Source organism: Enterococcus sp. HY326, assembly GCF_026157065.1.
In the GTDB taxonomy this organism is placed as follows: domain Bacteria; phylum Bacillota; class Bacilli; order Lactobacillales; family Enterococcaceae; genus HY326.
The window spans coordinates 255059-269961 of sequence record NZ_JANLGQ010000001.1 but is presented as its reverse complement, the minus strand read 5'-3'; the positions used below and the strand labels follow the sequence as shown (position 1 = coordinate 269961).

The window sequence follows — 14903 nt, the reverse complement described above, 5'->3', positions numbered from 1 at the left end:
AGCAATATTCCCCTAAGGCTGCGAAGTCTGAATCGCTGTCACAATCTCGATAAAATCCTCAACTTGGGTTGCTGGCTGTTTTGCATACAAAATGCCATAAGGAATCTGGAAGTTCCATTTGACTGGAACGGTTTTAAAAGCGGGATGGATGTCCTGCCAGCCATCTAAGGTCAAAAGAGAGTAGTTATTTTTGATGCAGTAATTGAAGGTGTCGATATCGTAAAAGTCCGTGCTTTCAATCGTGATGTTGCTATTTTGTTCCTGTAATAAGCGACGAACTTGATCCATTGTGTCTGATTCGCCTTCTTTAAAAATAATAATCGTTTTGCCGCTGAAGTCTGTGGGCTCCAGCATTTTTTTGCTGGCCAAGGGATGATTTCGAGGCAGCGCCATCTCAACTGAATAGCTGCCCAATTGTAGAAAATTGGCGTGTTCTAGCCAGCTTTTGGCATCACAGGGAGAAACAAATAAATCAAAGTCAGTGCCTAAATTGTCGAGAACTGTAAGAATTTGAGTATGATTTTCATTGAAGGGACCTACATTAAGCTGAAAGTCGGGAAAATTACCATAGGAGCTGTTCCACAGATCAATCAAGGGTTTGCCCGGTGACAACGAGGCGGTGCCTAAGCGGATAATCGCGGTTGTATCGGATAATTTGCGCGCCTTTTGGAGAGCTTCTTTGGCGGTTTTTTGCAGGTTAAGGCAGTCTTTATTGAGACTCTCACCGGCATCTGTCAATAGCACACCTTGATTTGTACGGGTAAAAAGGGCAAAACCTAGTTGGGCTTCTAAATTATTTATCTGCTTCATCACAGCCGTACTGGTGATAAAGAGTTTTTGGGCAGCTTTACTGAAGCTGCCTTCTTTGGCGACGGTCATAAAGACTTGAACTGCTGGACTCAGCATGAGAATCCCACCTTTTGCATAAACTTTTAGTTGATACAATGGTAACTTATTGGAGATTCTCTGTCAAAGCCTGATGGAGTATCATAAATCACATCAGGTTAGGACGCTGATTTTGAGGAGGACATCATGGAAAAATTAACATTAAATAATGGTGTTGAAATGCCGCTGCTAGGCTTGGGCACCTTTCAAATGACCGACTTGGCTGAATGCGAGGCGGCTGTCAGCGCAGCTTTTGATATTGGTTATCGTCTGATTGATACCGCTAGCGCTTATGGCAATGAGGCCGCGGTTGGCCAAGCGATTGCACAAAGCGGCCTGCCCCGGGAGGAACTTTTTATAACATCGAAGCTTTGGATTCAAGATGCCAGCTATCAGCGTGCCAGCGCCGCTTTTGAAAAAAGCTTGGACAATCTGGGCTTGGACTATCTGGATTTATATTTAATCCATCAGCCCTACAATGATGTTTTTGGCGCTTGGCGGGCTTTAGAAGAGCTTTATGCAGCCGGTAAAATTCGGGCCATTGGGGTGTCTAATTTTTATCCGAGTCGGATGGTGGATTTTTTTATGAACACGGAAACGAAGCCAGTCATCAACCAGATTGAGCTGCATCCTTTTTTCCAACAGCAGCAGCAAAGGGAAATTGCTGCAAATTTTGGTTTTACGATTCAAAGCTGGGCGCCATTGGCAGAAGGTAAAAACTGTTTCTTCATTAATCCACTGCTCTTTGAAATAGGCGAAAAATATCAAAAGACGCCAGCGCAAATTGCTTTACGCTGGCAAATCCAATCTGGAATTCCCGTAATTCCTAAATCGGTGAAGCGCGCTCATTTGCAAGAAAATTTTGAAATTTTCGATTTCCAATTGACTAAAGCTGAGCTGATGAAAATAAACCAGCTAAATCAAAAGCATAGCTTGTTTAACGAAAAGACGAATCCACAAGTTGCCCGCAATATGAACTCCTGGAAAATTAGTTGAGAATTCGCAACTAATTTTCATCAAAATTATTCCAAATCAACTTAGATTTATAAAAAACAGAAAGCAGGAACAATTATGGAATATGTAACACTAAACAATGGTCTGAAAATGCCGATTTTAGGTTTTGGAGTCTATCAGATTCCCGATTTAGAAGAATGCGAACGGGTCGTCAGTGAAGCGATTCAAACGGGCTACCGTTCAATCGATACCGCCCAAGCCTATGGCAATGAGGCGGCTGTCGGCAATGCCGTTAAAAAAAGCGGTCTTCCCCGTTCGGAATTTTTTATCACTTCAAAAATTTGGATTACAAACGGTGGCTATGAAAAAGCCAAAGCATCGATTGACGAATCACTGCGTTTACTGCAGACCGATTATCTGGATTTAATGCTGATTCATCAGCCCTTCAATGATTATTACGGCACTTATCGGGCAATGGAAGAAGCCTATGACGCCGGCAAATTGAAAGCCATTGGCGTCAGCAATTTTTATCCGGATCGCTTCATTGATATCGCAACTTATAGCCGCATTAAGCCGATGGTTAATCAGGTGGAAACCCACGTTTTCAATCAGCAAAGTCAAGCTCAGGAAATTATGCAGGAATACGGTACTCAGATTGAGTCTTGGGGTCCCTTTGCCGAAGGAAAAAATGATTTCTTTAATAATGCAGTTTTAAAAGAAATTGGCGGAAATCATGGCAAGTCAGTAGCTCAAGTGGCCCTGCGCTATTTGATTCAACGAAATGTGGTAGTCATCCCAAAAACCGTCAGCCAAGAACGCATGACGGAAAACTTTTCAGTCTTTGATTTCGCCTTAACTGATGGCGAGATGGCAGAAATTCAAAGTTTAGATCAAAAGGAAAGTCTATTTTTCTCCCACTATGATCCAGAAACGGTCAAATTTTTGACCAGCTTTGGCAGCTAAATGAAATACAAAACAGATTTACCTCTTGGAAGGAAGTATAAGGACACCCATGGAAACAACAAGCGTTAGAAAAATTGATTGGATTTTGCCGATTATTTTAGTCAGCTACTTTATGATTTTATTAGATAACTCGATTGTATTCACCGGCTCAGTGCAAATTGCAGCAGATTTAAATTTAAATCCGCTGCAATTAACCTGGGTCAGCAATGCTTATGCGCTGACCTTTGGTGGACTACTGCTCTTTGGCGGTCGGGCTAGCGATATTTTTGGTCGCCGCCGGATGTTTATTTTAGGCATGGTGATTTTTGCGATTGCCTCGTTATTCGTTGGCATGGCGGGCTCTGCTGCTCAAATTATTATTGCTCGTTTTTTCCAAGGTATCGGCTCGGCCATTTTAGCTCCAGCGACCTTGGCCTTGATTTTGGATAATTATCAAGGACAAAGACGGGTTAAGGCGATTGCTCTTTATGGCGCCACCGCTGGAATCGGTGCCAGCATTGGTCTCGTGTTAGGCGGATTTTTTGCCAGCGTCTTTAGTTGGCGGGATGGTTTTTTTATCAATGTGCCAATCGCTATTATTTTGATTTTGGCTAGTTTAAAGTTTATTGAAAGCAGTCATGCCGTGAAGGCCAAAATTGATTTGCTTGGCAGTTTACTATCCGTCTTAGGCATGTCTGCCTTGATTTATGGTATTTCTGCGGAGGCTTATCAGCTGCCGATTATTCTCGGCGCCGTAATCATTTTAATCTTGTTTATCTTAGTGGAGCATAAGATTGCCTCACCTTTAGTCCCAATGAATTTATTCTATGATAAACGCCGCAGTGGCGCTTATCTAGCTAGATTTTTATTTACAGCTGCCAGCTTTACTTACTGGTTTAACACGCCACAGTTATTGCAAAATCATTTTGGGTTTTCACCGCTGCTGACAGGCTTTGCCTTTTTTCCGCTTACCTTAGCTGTCTTTTTCTTTTCTTACCAAACAGCTGCTTTGACGGAAAAATATGGGAACATCCGCATCTTAATTATTGGCTTAGTGTTATCTGTATTAGGTTACGGCATGACGTTATTTTTAACAGAGCAAACAAGTTATCTATTGGGTGTTGCCCTGCCAATGGTGGTCATCGGTATTGGCCAAGGATTAACTTTAAGTCCGTTGACCTCCCTTGGTGTCATCGGAACTTCTGAAGACCAAGCTGGTTCAGCTTCGGGACTAGTTAACACGATTCATCAAATGGGTGGTTCAGTCGGGTTGGCTTTGATTACGACTTTATCCAGCGGCATAACTGGTGCCGTTGCAACTTATCGTCGGGAAATCATCCTGTGTACCTTGCTGCTGATTTTGTCTTTAGCCGCAGCTGTGGTCATTATTTATCGGGGTAGTCGAAAAAATAATTAATACGGAGGAAGCAAACATGGAATATATTACGTTAAGAAATGGTGTTCAAGTGCCAAAACTAGGCTTTGGCGTATTTTTGATGAACGAACCCGGCGAAGCGGAGGCCGCGGTTTTAGATGCAATCAAGGTTGGCTATCGGCTGATTGATACTGCTTCACGTTATTATAACGAAGAAGAAGTGGGCGCCGCCTTGAAAAAAAGCGGTGTACCACGGGAAGAACTGTTTATCACAACTAAGCTGTGGTACAAAGATGCCGGTTATGAAAATACCAAAAAAGCCTTTAAGCTCTCCTTAGAAAAATTAGGCTTGGACTATTTAGATTTGTATTTAATCCATCAACCCTTTAATGATTATTATGGTGCTTGGCGGGCGATGGAGGAATTATACACAGAAGGCTTAATCCGTGCAATCGGGGTCAGTAATTTTTATCCCGACCGCCTGCGGGACTTAGCGCAGCACAACGAGATTGCCCCGATGGTGGTTCAAAGAGAAACTCATCCTTTAAATCAGCAATGGGAAGCCGAAGAATGGCTGGCTAAAGACGGCGTTCAATTAGAAGCATGGAGTCCTTTAGGTCGCGGCAAGGAAGAAATTCTTCAGAGTTCCATTTTGAAAACAATTGCTAGTACCCACAATAAAACGGTAGCTCAAGTCATCCTGCGCTGGTTTATGCAGCGGAAAATCATTGCTATTCCAAAGGCTAGCCATCTGACACGGATTCAAGAAAATTTTGACATTTTCGACTTTACTTTGTCCACTGAGGAAATGGCTTTAATCAAAGGCATGGATCAAAAGACTTCCATTGGCGATGTTTTACATGATAATCCTAAGATGCTGGATATTTTAGGGCAGTTTGAGTAAAGTTTTAGTTATAATTTGTAAAAGCTACTATAAAATTTGGTTTAACTCAAATTTTGTAGTAGTTTTTTTCTGCCTTAGACTTGTAAACCTTTAGTCAACTAAATAAATTCTTTTGATACATAGAAAATACTCGTGGAATTTATTGCCTATGAAGAGTTCATTTAGAAAAGATCTAAAAGATTTGCTATCATTTATTGAAGAGAAGTAAATTTTTAATTGTGAGTGTCCAAAAGAACAATCATCCAATTTAATTGTGAGGGAAAAATAATGCAGATTGATACCTATAATGAAACTACAGATACGACAGAATTAATCAACCTTGTTCTGAGACTTGCTGATTTTTCGTTACCAAGAAGAGTGGATAAAGAAAAATTTATAAAAAAACAAGTGAACATGCTAGAAGAGGACTTGAAAAATAAATCCGGACTAATTTTGACAGTCAAGGATGGGAAGAAATTGCTGGGTTTTATTCAGCTTCAAGCAGAAGTTGATTGGATTAGTGGCGAGGAATATGGGTATATTTCTCGGCTGGTAGTCAGTAAAGAGGCTGAAGGCCAAGGCATAGGTCAGAAGCTAATAGGTTTGGCAGAAAAGTGGGCTATGGAGAATGAATATACGGCAATCGGATTAAACGTGTTTTCTCAAAACACTAAGGCTGTTACCTTTTATGAAAAGCTTGGCTATCAAACAGAAACTATTAAGATGATGAAGGATTTATGATTAGTAAATCAAATCATTTTAAGTAACAGAAAAAAGTTTGCTGAAATGCAGATTTGAAAGATTACCTAGATGTCGAAAAAAAAACTTAAAAATACTTTCCACGAGGTGAGTCAGATGATCAATCACGTTGAAATTTATGTGAGCAATTTAGAATGCTCTAAAAAATTTTATAGCTTTTTGCTGTCAGAACTAGGCTATAAGCTTTTTCAAGAGTGGCCTGATGGATTTAGTTATAAAATGGGTGGTTTGTATATTGTCTTTGTACAGGCAGAAAAAGAGTTTGTGAAAAATGGCTATCACAGAAAAAACATTGGCCTCAATCACTTGGCTTTTTCCTTGGCTAGCCCGCAGGCGGTTGATGAACTGCGGCAAAAACTGCTTTTAGCAGGTTGCAATGAGTTGTACGCAGAAGGTTATCCTTTTGCTGGAGGGAAAGATTATTATGCAGCTTTTTTTGAAGACCCCGAGCGCTTAAAAATCGAGCTGGTGGTCAATAGTGATAATCAGGCAGAAACTTAAATTTGATGAGCCTATTTTAGGTTGTCAGCTAATTTTAGATGGTTAAGAAAGCTCTAACAACTCAAGCTAATTATCCAACTAAACACCTCTGACCTTGGACTTTTTAGCAAAGAACAAGCCGGTTTATAAATCAGCTCACAACAGATTTCACAAAATCACAATGCTTTTTCAATCTTTTACAATAGGAAGGACATAGAAGCTTCACATTTACAGGCTATTATTAACTCATCCCAATAAAACAAACCCAATAAAACACTTTTTCATTTTTTACTCCTAAGCCCATCGGTCTCCGCCGATGGGCTCCTTTTTTGTTTTTAGGAAAACATTTTTTTGGGAAAAGGTTGGTCGCACGCAACTCACTAAGCAACTAGCTGGAGATAGTCGAAAAATGAACTAGCGTCTCTGACCTTTAATCCCTGGTAGCGTCTTTTTCTTTATCCAGATTATCATGTGATAGAAAGACAAAAGCCCTTTTTAGACTGCTATGAAAAATTTCTTGATAACCCGTTTACTGTTCATCTACTAACTTTTTTTCTAAATCTGTCATATAACTTCTTTGAAATTTTTTTAAATTCAGCATAGGAAAAGATAAAATATAAATCAAGGGATTAGCTATCTCAATCTGTTCGATAAAATCTAATTTCGTGAAACCATCCGGCATTGGAGTGAACTTTCCAATCCATTCACCGGAAAAGAGTTTGTTGTTCATAGCAAAACAATATTCCTGATGTTCTACTTTTTTTGTAATACGAAATGCTGTTTGAGTTCCATCACTGGAGACCTCAATAAATTCAGTTTCCGAGAGAGTCTGAATTTCCTTTAAGTCAGTGCGCCAGCGGTAATCGGTGTTATTAGTGACCACTGCCCATATTTTAGCGACATCACAGTTTATCACCCATTCAATTTTTGAACTTCTCTTCATCATTTCCTCCTTTTTTTTCTTTATCCATATGATTTTCTTCTGAATTATTTACCAGAAAATTGTTATAGAATGACAATTTGCCTTAGGCTTGAAGCTGCCAATTAAACATTCTTGCTGAATAGTAAACTAAAGTATCTCTTATAGTATAAATAACCTAGTAATAATTGTCATTTTTACCTTAGATTTTTGACTAAAAAATATGTTTGCTTCACACAAGAGCCAGTCTGGTCTCGATATATGGTTTTATAAATTAATGAATGATGGAGTATAATAAACAAAAAGAATTTACAATGATGGAGGGATTTTTATGTGTACAGGAATAAAACTTACTGCTGAAGATGGAAAAATCTTCTTTGGAAGAACGATGGATTTAAATGTGGCGATGTTTGGCGAGGACCCTGGGTTAAACGGAGATGTAAAGGTTGTTTCATTTCCAAAAAACTATGAGATAACCAGTCAATTGGATAACTGGGTTAGCAAGTATTCGGTTTTAGGAATTGGCACCAATCATACGACCATTTTATATGATGGTATTAACGAATGCGGTTTAGTGGGAGATACCCAAGTCTTAATTGAAGCTACCAGATGTGAAAAAGACAAGATTTTGGAAAGCGGCAATACTCCGGTTTTAGCAGAAGAATTTGTAACCTATATCTTAACCAATTTCAGCTCGGTTGCGGAAATAAGAAAAGCCTATTCTAATTATACCCTGGTTAATCAGTCATATAATTTTAATGGGATTGAACTCCAATACCCGTTACATTATTCCTTTATCGATGAATCCGGCGACGGGATTGTTTTAGAACCCGTATTAAATGGGCAGTTCAAATTGTATGACTATATCGGTGTGATGACAAACAGCCCTGAATATGATTACCATAAAACTAATATTCGCAATTATATAGGTTTGGAAAATATCAACGTGGCAAAGAAAAACTATAAAAATGACGTGACTTTGAATCCAATTGAAAATGGTACCGGCTTTGGCCTTTTGGGAATGCCCGGAGATTACACGTCACCTTCTCGTTTCATACGTAGCTTTTATTTTTCTAATATGATTGATTCTTTTGACTCTGCAAAAGGCCTCACAACGTTATATGCCGTTTTCCGGCCGTTTATTATTCCCAGAGGGATTGGCAAGCAAAAAGAGACGGACTCAATATCTGATTATACTCGTTATTGGTCCGGTTATGATTTGTCGAATAGAACCATGGTCGTTCAGAGTGCAGAAGGACTTTGTTTTACAGCGAAGAGTTTAGATTCAACAATTGAGAACGTCACATATGAGGAAGTCAACTTAGATAATAATTTTTATTATCTATAGACTGCAGGAAAATAGATGTCGCTTTTTAGCTGACTGGGAAAAAGCCGCTAGCACAAGTTAGCGGCTAAGAAACAAGCTTGAGACTTGTTCGGATTTTATAATGGAAATCTTTGTAAGCATGAAGTGATTTTGTAGACTAGACTTACGGAAAATCAAATTCAATAAATTCAATTAATTAGACTCAGCGAATAGAGCGTACACGTATTTGTTGTTTTGATGAGGACATTTATTCGATTTGATTAAATAGAGGATAAAGACAACATAGAAAATCAGTAACACTCTCACCGCAGCAAGGAAGCTTTTTCAATTAAGGCTTCAGTTTATTTAAGAAAGTTTGATCAGTGATTTTGTTTCCTTGTATCTAGATTTTCCAAGTAGCTAGCAAAAGCTATGTACTTTTTTGAAAAACTTAGCTCAAAAAAACCTCTAATATCAATTTTTGTTGAATCAGTGTTGATAGCAACTAAGAAATAGTAGAAAAATTTTATAAAAGATAGAGCGAGTTATGATTTTTTTAACCTAGTAAGAGTAAGGTCCATCAAAAAAAATGTACTGAGCTTATTTTACCGACACCAAAAATTAGCCTTTTGGCTAACTTCTGGTGTCGGTATTTTTACGGTTACATCTAATCTTGAAGGTAAAGGAGGAATGTCTTGTTAAGAAGAGCATTGATTATGAATTCAGTTTAAACTCAGATTCTATTGATGTGGGATTTAATAGACAAACAAATAGTATTTCACTATATTCCTTAAGGAACAAAAATTAAGTTCCATGTATTTGGATAAAACGCTATTCTAGTTGCTTTTTTGTTACTGTCAGAATTTATAATATAGAGAGGTCAAACTACCATTGAACTCTTAAATAGAGTTTTTTTATTCAAAAAAACTTGTGTAAGCAAGCCTTCACGGATAGTTTGAGACAGCAACAGTATGGGTGAGTGTAAAGACAAAAACCCCGCCTTTTTTGCATGGCGGGGGTCAGACTAGCTAGTGAAATGAATATTTTCAGAAGCTAGTGTTTCAGGGAGAAAATTCTCATAAGTTGGTTGGAATTTATCAGGTAAGCTGATACTAACTAATGGGGTATCATAAAAGGCATTTCCCCCAATACTTGCTACACTATTTGGGATAGTGATTTCTGTTATTCCGGTTGAAGAAAAGGCATCTTGATTGATTATTTCAATCTCAATGTCAAGAGTAACCATTTGAAGTGATTCTGCTTCAAAAAAAGCCCCAGATCCAATATTTTTTATATTACCTGGAATAGTAATCTCGGTTAAATTAGTACTGCTAAAAGCATAGGTTCCAATCATTTCTAGACCTACTCCCAAAGTGACTTGTTCTAAAGAAGAATCATTAAAAGCGAAACTTTCGATTCTTGTTATGTTATCTGGAATAGTAATTTCGGTTATGGCAGAACCAGAAAATGCAGCAAATTCAATTGTTTTAATTCCACTACCTAGAGTTACTTTCTGTAAAGATTTAGTGTTTTCAAATGCTGACCTACCTATGCTTTGAATGCTATCTGAGATGGTAAGTGTTTGGAGTTGTGTGTCTCCATCAAATGCAGCGAGATCAATTTTGGTAACAGGATAGGCAGACCCTTTGTCAGTAATCTGATCGGGAATTACAAGATCAGTTATTGTAGAGGGGGTTAGCAATCCTTTAATAGTTATTTCTCCAATATCTTCTATAACATATTCAAAGACACTTTCATTTTCGCTAACTGATCCATAAAAGGCAATCCCCTCATAAATCCAGCCTAAGCTGACTAACCAATCCCGTTCGTCAATTGATGCCGTGTAGTGATGGTTGAAGGTCTTTTCATATGGATTGTATAAACGATATATCGGCACGCCAATATTTTGGTCAGCCGAGGTCATTAAGGCTGCGGGACCAAGTGCTTCCCAACCTATTAGACTTAGATAATCATACTCAATTTTATCAATTGTATAAAATTCTTCATCTGTAGCAGGATTTTTTAAGGTGAAAATATTTGTGTATCCATCATTTGAATTGCTAACCCAGCCGACACCTTCTGCCCGCCAACCAATGTCTATGAGGTCATCACGATTCCAACGGCTATAAGTGTATCTATGCTCTCCAGTATTCGAATTGTATAACCGGAAAAAGTTTTCAGTATGGGCTTTGGCCGTCGTTTCAAAACTTGTTAATCCCAATAATGCTACCACTAGAACCAGCCCATATTTTCCTTTTTTTTCATCTGATTAACTCCCTTTTTATAAATCGAATTTATTATAACACGAAGTAATTCTAAAGATTATAAATTATTCATAGCTTTTCTTTAGAAATGAATAAACTTTTACTTGGATTTTATAAATGATTTACGGGGGAAGTTGTTTTTTATATTCTTTTTCATTTTAGTCACATAATATTTTAAAATTTTTAATTACGACTTTTAGTCATCTAATGATTGATTTCATAAATTCGCTACAAACACTTTCGACATTCACAAAATTAAATCCACAAAAAATTCAGATCTTCAGACTATTGTTAACTCATCCCAATAAAACAAACCTAATTAAAGCACTTTTTCATTTTTACTCCTTGGCCACTAGTCCCCGCTAGTGGTTTTTCCCTTTGTCTAAATTTTTTAGGTTTGTTCATGTGAGTTAGGTTCCATGCAATTAAATAAACCCTATTAAATCAACATTAGAAATCTTTTTCTAATGACTTTTTATCTAATATGTAATACATTGGAAAGACAGATTATGCCAAGAATAATAAAGTATGAGGGAAGATAAATGGAATTAAATCAAACGTTACGAGAAAATCGACAAAAGCATGAGTTAACCCAACAACAATTAGCGGATAAACTATTTGTCTCAAATAAAACAATCTCCAATTGGGAAACTGGAAAAACTTTACCTGATATCGAAAGTCTCATACGTTTAGCAAATTTATTTGATTTATCTTTAGATAATTTATTATTGGAGGGATCAGATATCGTGGAAGATATTAAGAAAAAAGAAAGAGCATTTGCATTGCAACGAGCATTGACTTTTGGACCAGAGCTGACCAACATTTTATTATTCATATTTCTATTTTTACCCGGAATTTCTAACATTTTTTACATGAGCGACGCTATGTATGTTGTCTTATTGGCAATTATTATTTCTAATGGCTATGGAGCTTTGTATTTTATGAAAGAAAAAAGGCAGTATAGAGGAACTGAATTTGAATCTAAGCGAAGTGATAGGATGAGCACCTTGTATGTCGTGATAGGTGTTATTGTGTGTGTAACGGTGCTTTCTTTGAAATTTATCTTCTAAACTGAAAGAGCTTTTTCAGGTGTAGTCTTATGGGGACAAAAAGATTTGCTTTACCAATAGAAGTATGAGTATGATTGTTATGTCACAAAAAATGAAAAGGGAGGAGAAAAAGCTAATGAAAAAGGGAATTCTCGAAGAATGGTGGGAAGATTCTTCTGCTAGCGAAAAAGTTTTTGCTTTTCTTGTAGGTTCTAACATTGCCAATCTTATTAATCGTGCTATGATTAGCATTTTTTTATAGACAGTTTTATATTAACCATGATTATAGGAACTATTTCAATTGCTTTGACTCCTGTACTGTTTCGATTATTAAGGAAAAGTAGACGGTCGTTTTTAAAAAGACAAAATAACTAAAACCTTATAAGAAACATTTTTTCAAAATATAGGCTCAGTGTCATTATGTGTCAGAAGAAAAATGAAGACGTTATTATAAAACATCAAGTTCACATAAGTTGAGAATAGATTTTAAACATGATCAGGAGTGCTTAAGACATTGCCATTTTACAATAACAAAGTTAGAAAAGAGGGCTAATTCATGGAAATAAAACCAAGTAATTCTGCGATTTTTTTGCGTTTTGGATTAATAGGGACATTTTTATATAGGAAATTCCACAATTATAGTTCCTGGAATAAGAAGAATTATGTCTTTACTCTTTTTGCGGGAACATTCTTCATTCTATTTACGGTATTATTAATCTTACTCTTCTTAATTTTCAAGAGTAGTGCTAATCTCTTCCTACTGGTAGGCATTGTGTTCTTATGCTCATTAGTATATGGTTATTGGGCGAAATCGTTTTTTAAAAAATATGTTCAGTAGGATAGAAATTTTATTTTGGAGAGACGATTTTATTGACTCAGAAAAATCGCTAGCCATCAAAACAATTCTTGGTGGATTAATTGTTTTCCATGCAAATCAAAATCGGAAATTTTTGAGATGGATTTTTAAAGGTTCACATAAATCAAGTTATACCAAGCTAATACTAAGCTCTTATATTGTATAGTTAAAAGGTTGGAGGAGGTTAGTTATGATTCATAATAAATTGATTGTTCGCCCATGGGCGCTTATTGTGCCACTTGTATTGACTGTATTTGCAATAGTTGACTTGGTTATAGGAAACTTAAGCCCGCTGGGAGTTAATTTTTTTAAGTATTTGATACTATCTGGAAAAATACTTATCCCGTTATTTTTTTATATCCTTGCTTTTTATAAAAAGAAGTGATTGAAACTTATAGTTTAGTAAGAACTTTTAAGTCGGCATAATCCTCCTTGGCGATTACGTGATGACGGTCAGAAAGGTGGGCTATTTGTATTTGCCTATGGTGCCATACCTTGCTTTAATTGGAATGGTCACTTTAGATTGTGGTTTTCGCGATAACTAGATGAAACCAATTGTAGCCAATTTTAATATCATTCCAGTATCTATTTTTGGAATGAAGGCCAGGTACGGCGTAATCAAAAATCAAGTTGCGATGGCCTTGTTTATGTTAGTTTTTTAAATTTTTATATGATTCTATTTAGTTAAGGAAGGTATTAAGAAAATGAAAGTATTAGTTACCGGATTCGATCCGTTTGGTGAAGACAAAGTAAACCCAGCTTTTGAAGCTGTTAAATTATTGCCAGAAGAAATTGCTGGTGCAGAAATTGTAAAATTAGAAGTACCGACTGTTTTTGGAGAAAGTAGCGAGAAGGTTGCAGCTATGATTCATGCCGAAAAGCCAGACATTGTCATTTGTGTCGGACAAGCTGGTGGTCGTGCTTCAGTTTCTTTTGAACATGTCGCGATTAATTTAATTGAAGCCCGGATTGCTGACAATAAAGGCAACCAACCTTTAGGCCAAGCCATTCAAGCCGATGGGAAAAATGCATATTTCACCTCTTTACCACTTAAGGCAATGGTGAAAAACGCTAGCGACCATGGCCTACCTGCCTATATTTCATACAGTGCAGGTACCTTTGTTTGTAATGAAATTATGTACAATTTACTTTATACGATTGAGAAAAACAACTTAGGAATTAAGGGTGGTTTCATTCATGTGCCCTTTGAACCTAGTCAAACCGTTGGAAAAGCAGTAAATGTACCTTCAATGTCAATCGAAATCATCGCTAAAACGATTGAGTATGGGATTGCGGCTGCCGTTATGAACAATGAGGATATTGAATTAAATTTAGGGACTATACATTAGGAAGTAGGGCACCAATAAATTTATTTTTAAGTTCAGAAACCTCCTATTTATGAGAAATTCGGATTTACTTCGTGTGACAAAGGAAGTTCTGTAGCTTTTTACAAAGAATTTTAGTTATCTCACATAATGACCATTAGAAAAAGTAGTCGGCAAGACTAACGCATGGTGGGTGTTTTCTTGTGAAAAAGGCAGTTAATTCATTGGTCTAAATAATAAATCTTAACATTACTGACTTTGTAGATAACAGTAGATAGCGAAATATTCAATAGTATGCTCTGTTAACGATACGGATGTTTTGTTATACTTTTTTTAAAGTAAGTATACTTTCAAATGGAGGGTAACGTATGGAAAACAATGGGAGAACAGATTTCGAGCAAGAAGAAATAAAAGAAATGAACGAGAAACTTTTCAAAAAAAATATGCGCACCGCTCAGCTCACATCAATTAGTATCGGCATTGTTTGCATACCTGTATTAATTAAAAGTGTTTTATTTTTGTTAGGAAAATAGCTACCAAAAAATTAATAACTAGTTCGCAGATTGCTGACAAGCCAATATATCCCGCCAAATTAATGTTTGGTGGGCTTTTTTTTATAAAAAGGTAATTGCATAGCTAGACTATCTAGCTGTTAAAATAAGGCCATTAATTTTTAGTTTCAAAAATTACAGTATCTCAAATGAGAAGCAAGGGATTGTGACATTAGTTTTATGACAGATGGAATCCTAAACTATATTGTCTTTGTTCCTGTGCCCTAGTGGATCTTCTTCGCAAATTCAAATTTACTAGATATTCTTCGTAAAAGTTCGGCTCTATTCTAACCAAGGGTACAGCCGTTTTTTTAGATATACCGCAATAAACCTTCAGTATTGAGCAAAAAATATA

General features: G+C 36.8%; 16 protein-coding genes. 13 read left to right on the top strand and 3 right to left on the bottom strand.

Annotated features, from left to right (window positions below):
- Positions 1-12 precede the first annotated feature (12 nt).
- Positions 13-906, bottom strand: a complete 894-nt coding sequence (locus ORH16_RS01330; RefSeq protein ID WP_265455539.1) for a LysR family transcriptional regulator — start codon at positions 904-906, stop codon at positions 13-15.
- Positions 907-1032: 126 nt separating this feature from the next.
- Between ORH16_RS01330 and ORH16_RS01325 the strand changes: the two genes are divergently transcribed.
- The 6 genes from ORH16_RS01325 (at position 1033) to ORH16_RS01300 (ending at position 6299) form a co-directional block, all read left to right on the top strand.
- Positions 1033-1881 carry an aldo/keto reductase gene (locus ORH16_RS01325; protein ID WP_265455538.1) on the top strand — a complete coding sequence of 283 codons (849 nt, stop codon included), beginning with the start codon at positions 1033-1035 and terminating at the stop codon, positions 1879-1881.
- A 75-nt stretch (positions 1882-1956) separates the two neighbouring features.
- Positions 1957-2802: an aldo/keto reductase gene (locus tag ORH16_RS01320; protein ID WP_265455536.1), complete on the top strand. Its 846-nt coding sequence runs from the start codon at positions 1957-1959 to the stop codon at positions 2800-2802.
- A 49-nt stretch (positions 2803-2851) separates the two neighbouring features.
- The gene (locus ORH16_RS01315; RefSeq protein ID WP_265455534.1) at positions 2852-4198 is read left to right on the top strand and encodes an MFS transporter; all 1347 of its coding nucleotides are present in this window, start codon (positions 2852-2854) and stop codon (positions 4196-4198) included.
- Positions 4199-4214: 16 nt separating this feature from the next.
- Positions 4215-5060 carry an aldo/keto reductase gene (locus ORH16_RS01310; protein WP_265455533.1) on the top strand — a complete coding sequence of 282 codons (846 nt, stop codon included), beginning with the start codon at positions 4215-4217 and terminating at the stop codon, positions 5058-5060.
- Between the two features lie 267 nt (positions 5061-5327).
- The gene (locus tag ORH16_RS01305) at positions 5328-5780 is read left to right on the top strand and encodes a GNAT family N-acetyltransferase (RefSeq protein ID WP_265455530.1); all 453 of its coding nucleotides are present in this window, start codon (positions 5328-5330) and stop codon (positions 5778-5780) included.
- A gap of 114 nt (positions 5781-5894) precedes the next feature.
- Positions 5895-6299 (top strand): VOC family protein, encoded by a 405-nt coding sequence (locus ORH16_RS01300; RefSeq protein ID WP_265455529.1) that lies wholly within the window; start codon positions 5895-5897, stop codon positions 6297-6299.
- 508 nt (positions 6300-6807) lie between these two features.
- Here ORH16_RS01300 and ORH16_RS01295 read toward each other — a convergent pair.
- Positions 6808-7221, bottom strand: a complete 414-nt coding sequence (locus ORH16_RS01295) for a hypothetical protein (protein ID WP_265455527.1) — start codon at positions 7219-7221, stop codon at positions 6808-6810.
- 307 nt (positions 7222-7528) lie between these two features.
- On the opposite strand from ORH16_RS01295, the gene ORH16_RS01290 reads away from it, so the two are divergent.
- Complete coding sequence (locus tag ORH16_RS01290) at positions 7529-8545, top strand: linear amide C-N hydrolase (RefSeq protein ID WP_265455525.1); 1017 nt, start codon at positions 7529-7531, stop codon at positions 8543-8545.
- Between the two features lie 982 nt (positions 8546-9527).
- Here ORH16_RS01290 and ORH16_RS01285 read toward each other — a convergent pair.
- Positions 9528-10736 (bottom strand): leucine-rich repeat protein, encoded by a 1209-nt coding sequence (locus ORH16_RS01285; protein WP_265455522.1) that lies wholly within the window; start codon positions 10734-10736, stop codon positions 9528-9530.
- A 573-nt stretch (positions 10737-11309) separates the two neighbouring features.
- On the opposite strand from ORH16_RS01285, the gene ORH16_RS01280 reads away from it, so the two are divergent.
- From ORH16_RS01280 to ORH16_RS01255, 6 genes are all read left to right on the top strand, one after another.
- Positions 11310-11837, top strand: coding sequence for a helix-turn-helix transcriptional regulator (locus ORH16_RS01280; RefSeq protein WP_265455521.1), 528 nt, complete (start codon positions 11310-11312; stop codon positions 11835-11837).
- Positions 11838-11952: 115 nt separating this feature from the next.
- Entirely contained in the window at positions 11953-12078 is a 126-nt protein-coding gene (locus ORH16_RS01275; protein ID WP_265455519.1) for a hypothetical protein, read from the top strand.
- Positions 12079-12862: 784 nt separating this feature from the next.
- Positions 12863-13057 carry a hypothetical protein gene (locus tag ORH16_RS01270; protein ID WP_265455517.1) on the top strand — a complete coding sequence of 65 codons (195 nt, stop codon included), beginning with the start codon at positions 12863-12865 and terminating at the stop codon, positions 13055-13057.
- 160 nt (positions 13058-13217) lie between these two features.
- Positions 13218-13334, top strand: coding sequence for a 5-oxoproline transporter, DUF979 family subunit (locus tag ORH16_RS01265; protein WP_265455515.1), 117 nt, complete (start codon positions 13218-13220; stop codon positions 13332-13334).
- 42 nt (positions 13335-13376) lie between these two features.
- Positions 13377-14021: a pyroglutamyl-peptidase I gene (gene pcp / locus ORH16_RS01260; protein ID WP_265455513.1), complete on the top strand. Its 645-nt coding sequence runs from the start codon at positions 13377-13379 to the stop codon at positions 14019-14021.
- Between the two features lie 344 nt (positions 14022-14365).
- The gene (locus ORH16_RS01255; protein ID WP_265455512.1) at positions 14366-14530 is read left to right on the top strand and encodes a hypothetical protein; all 165 of its coding nucleotides are present in this window, start codon (positions 14366-14368) and stop codon (positions 14528-14530) included.
- The last annotated feature ends 373 nt before the right edge of the window (positions 14531-14903 follow it).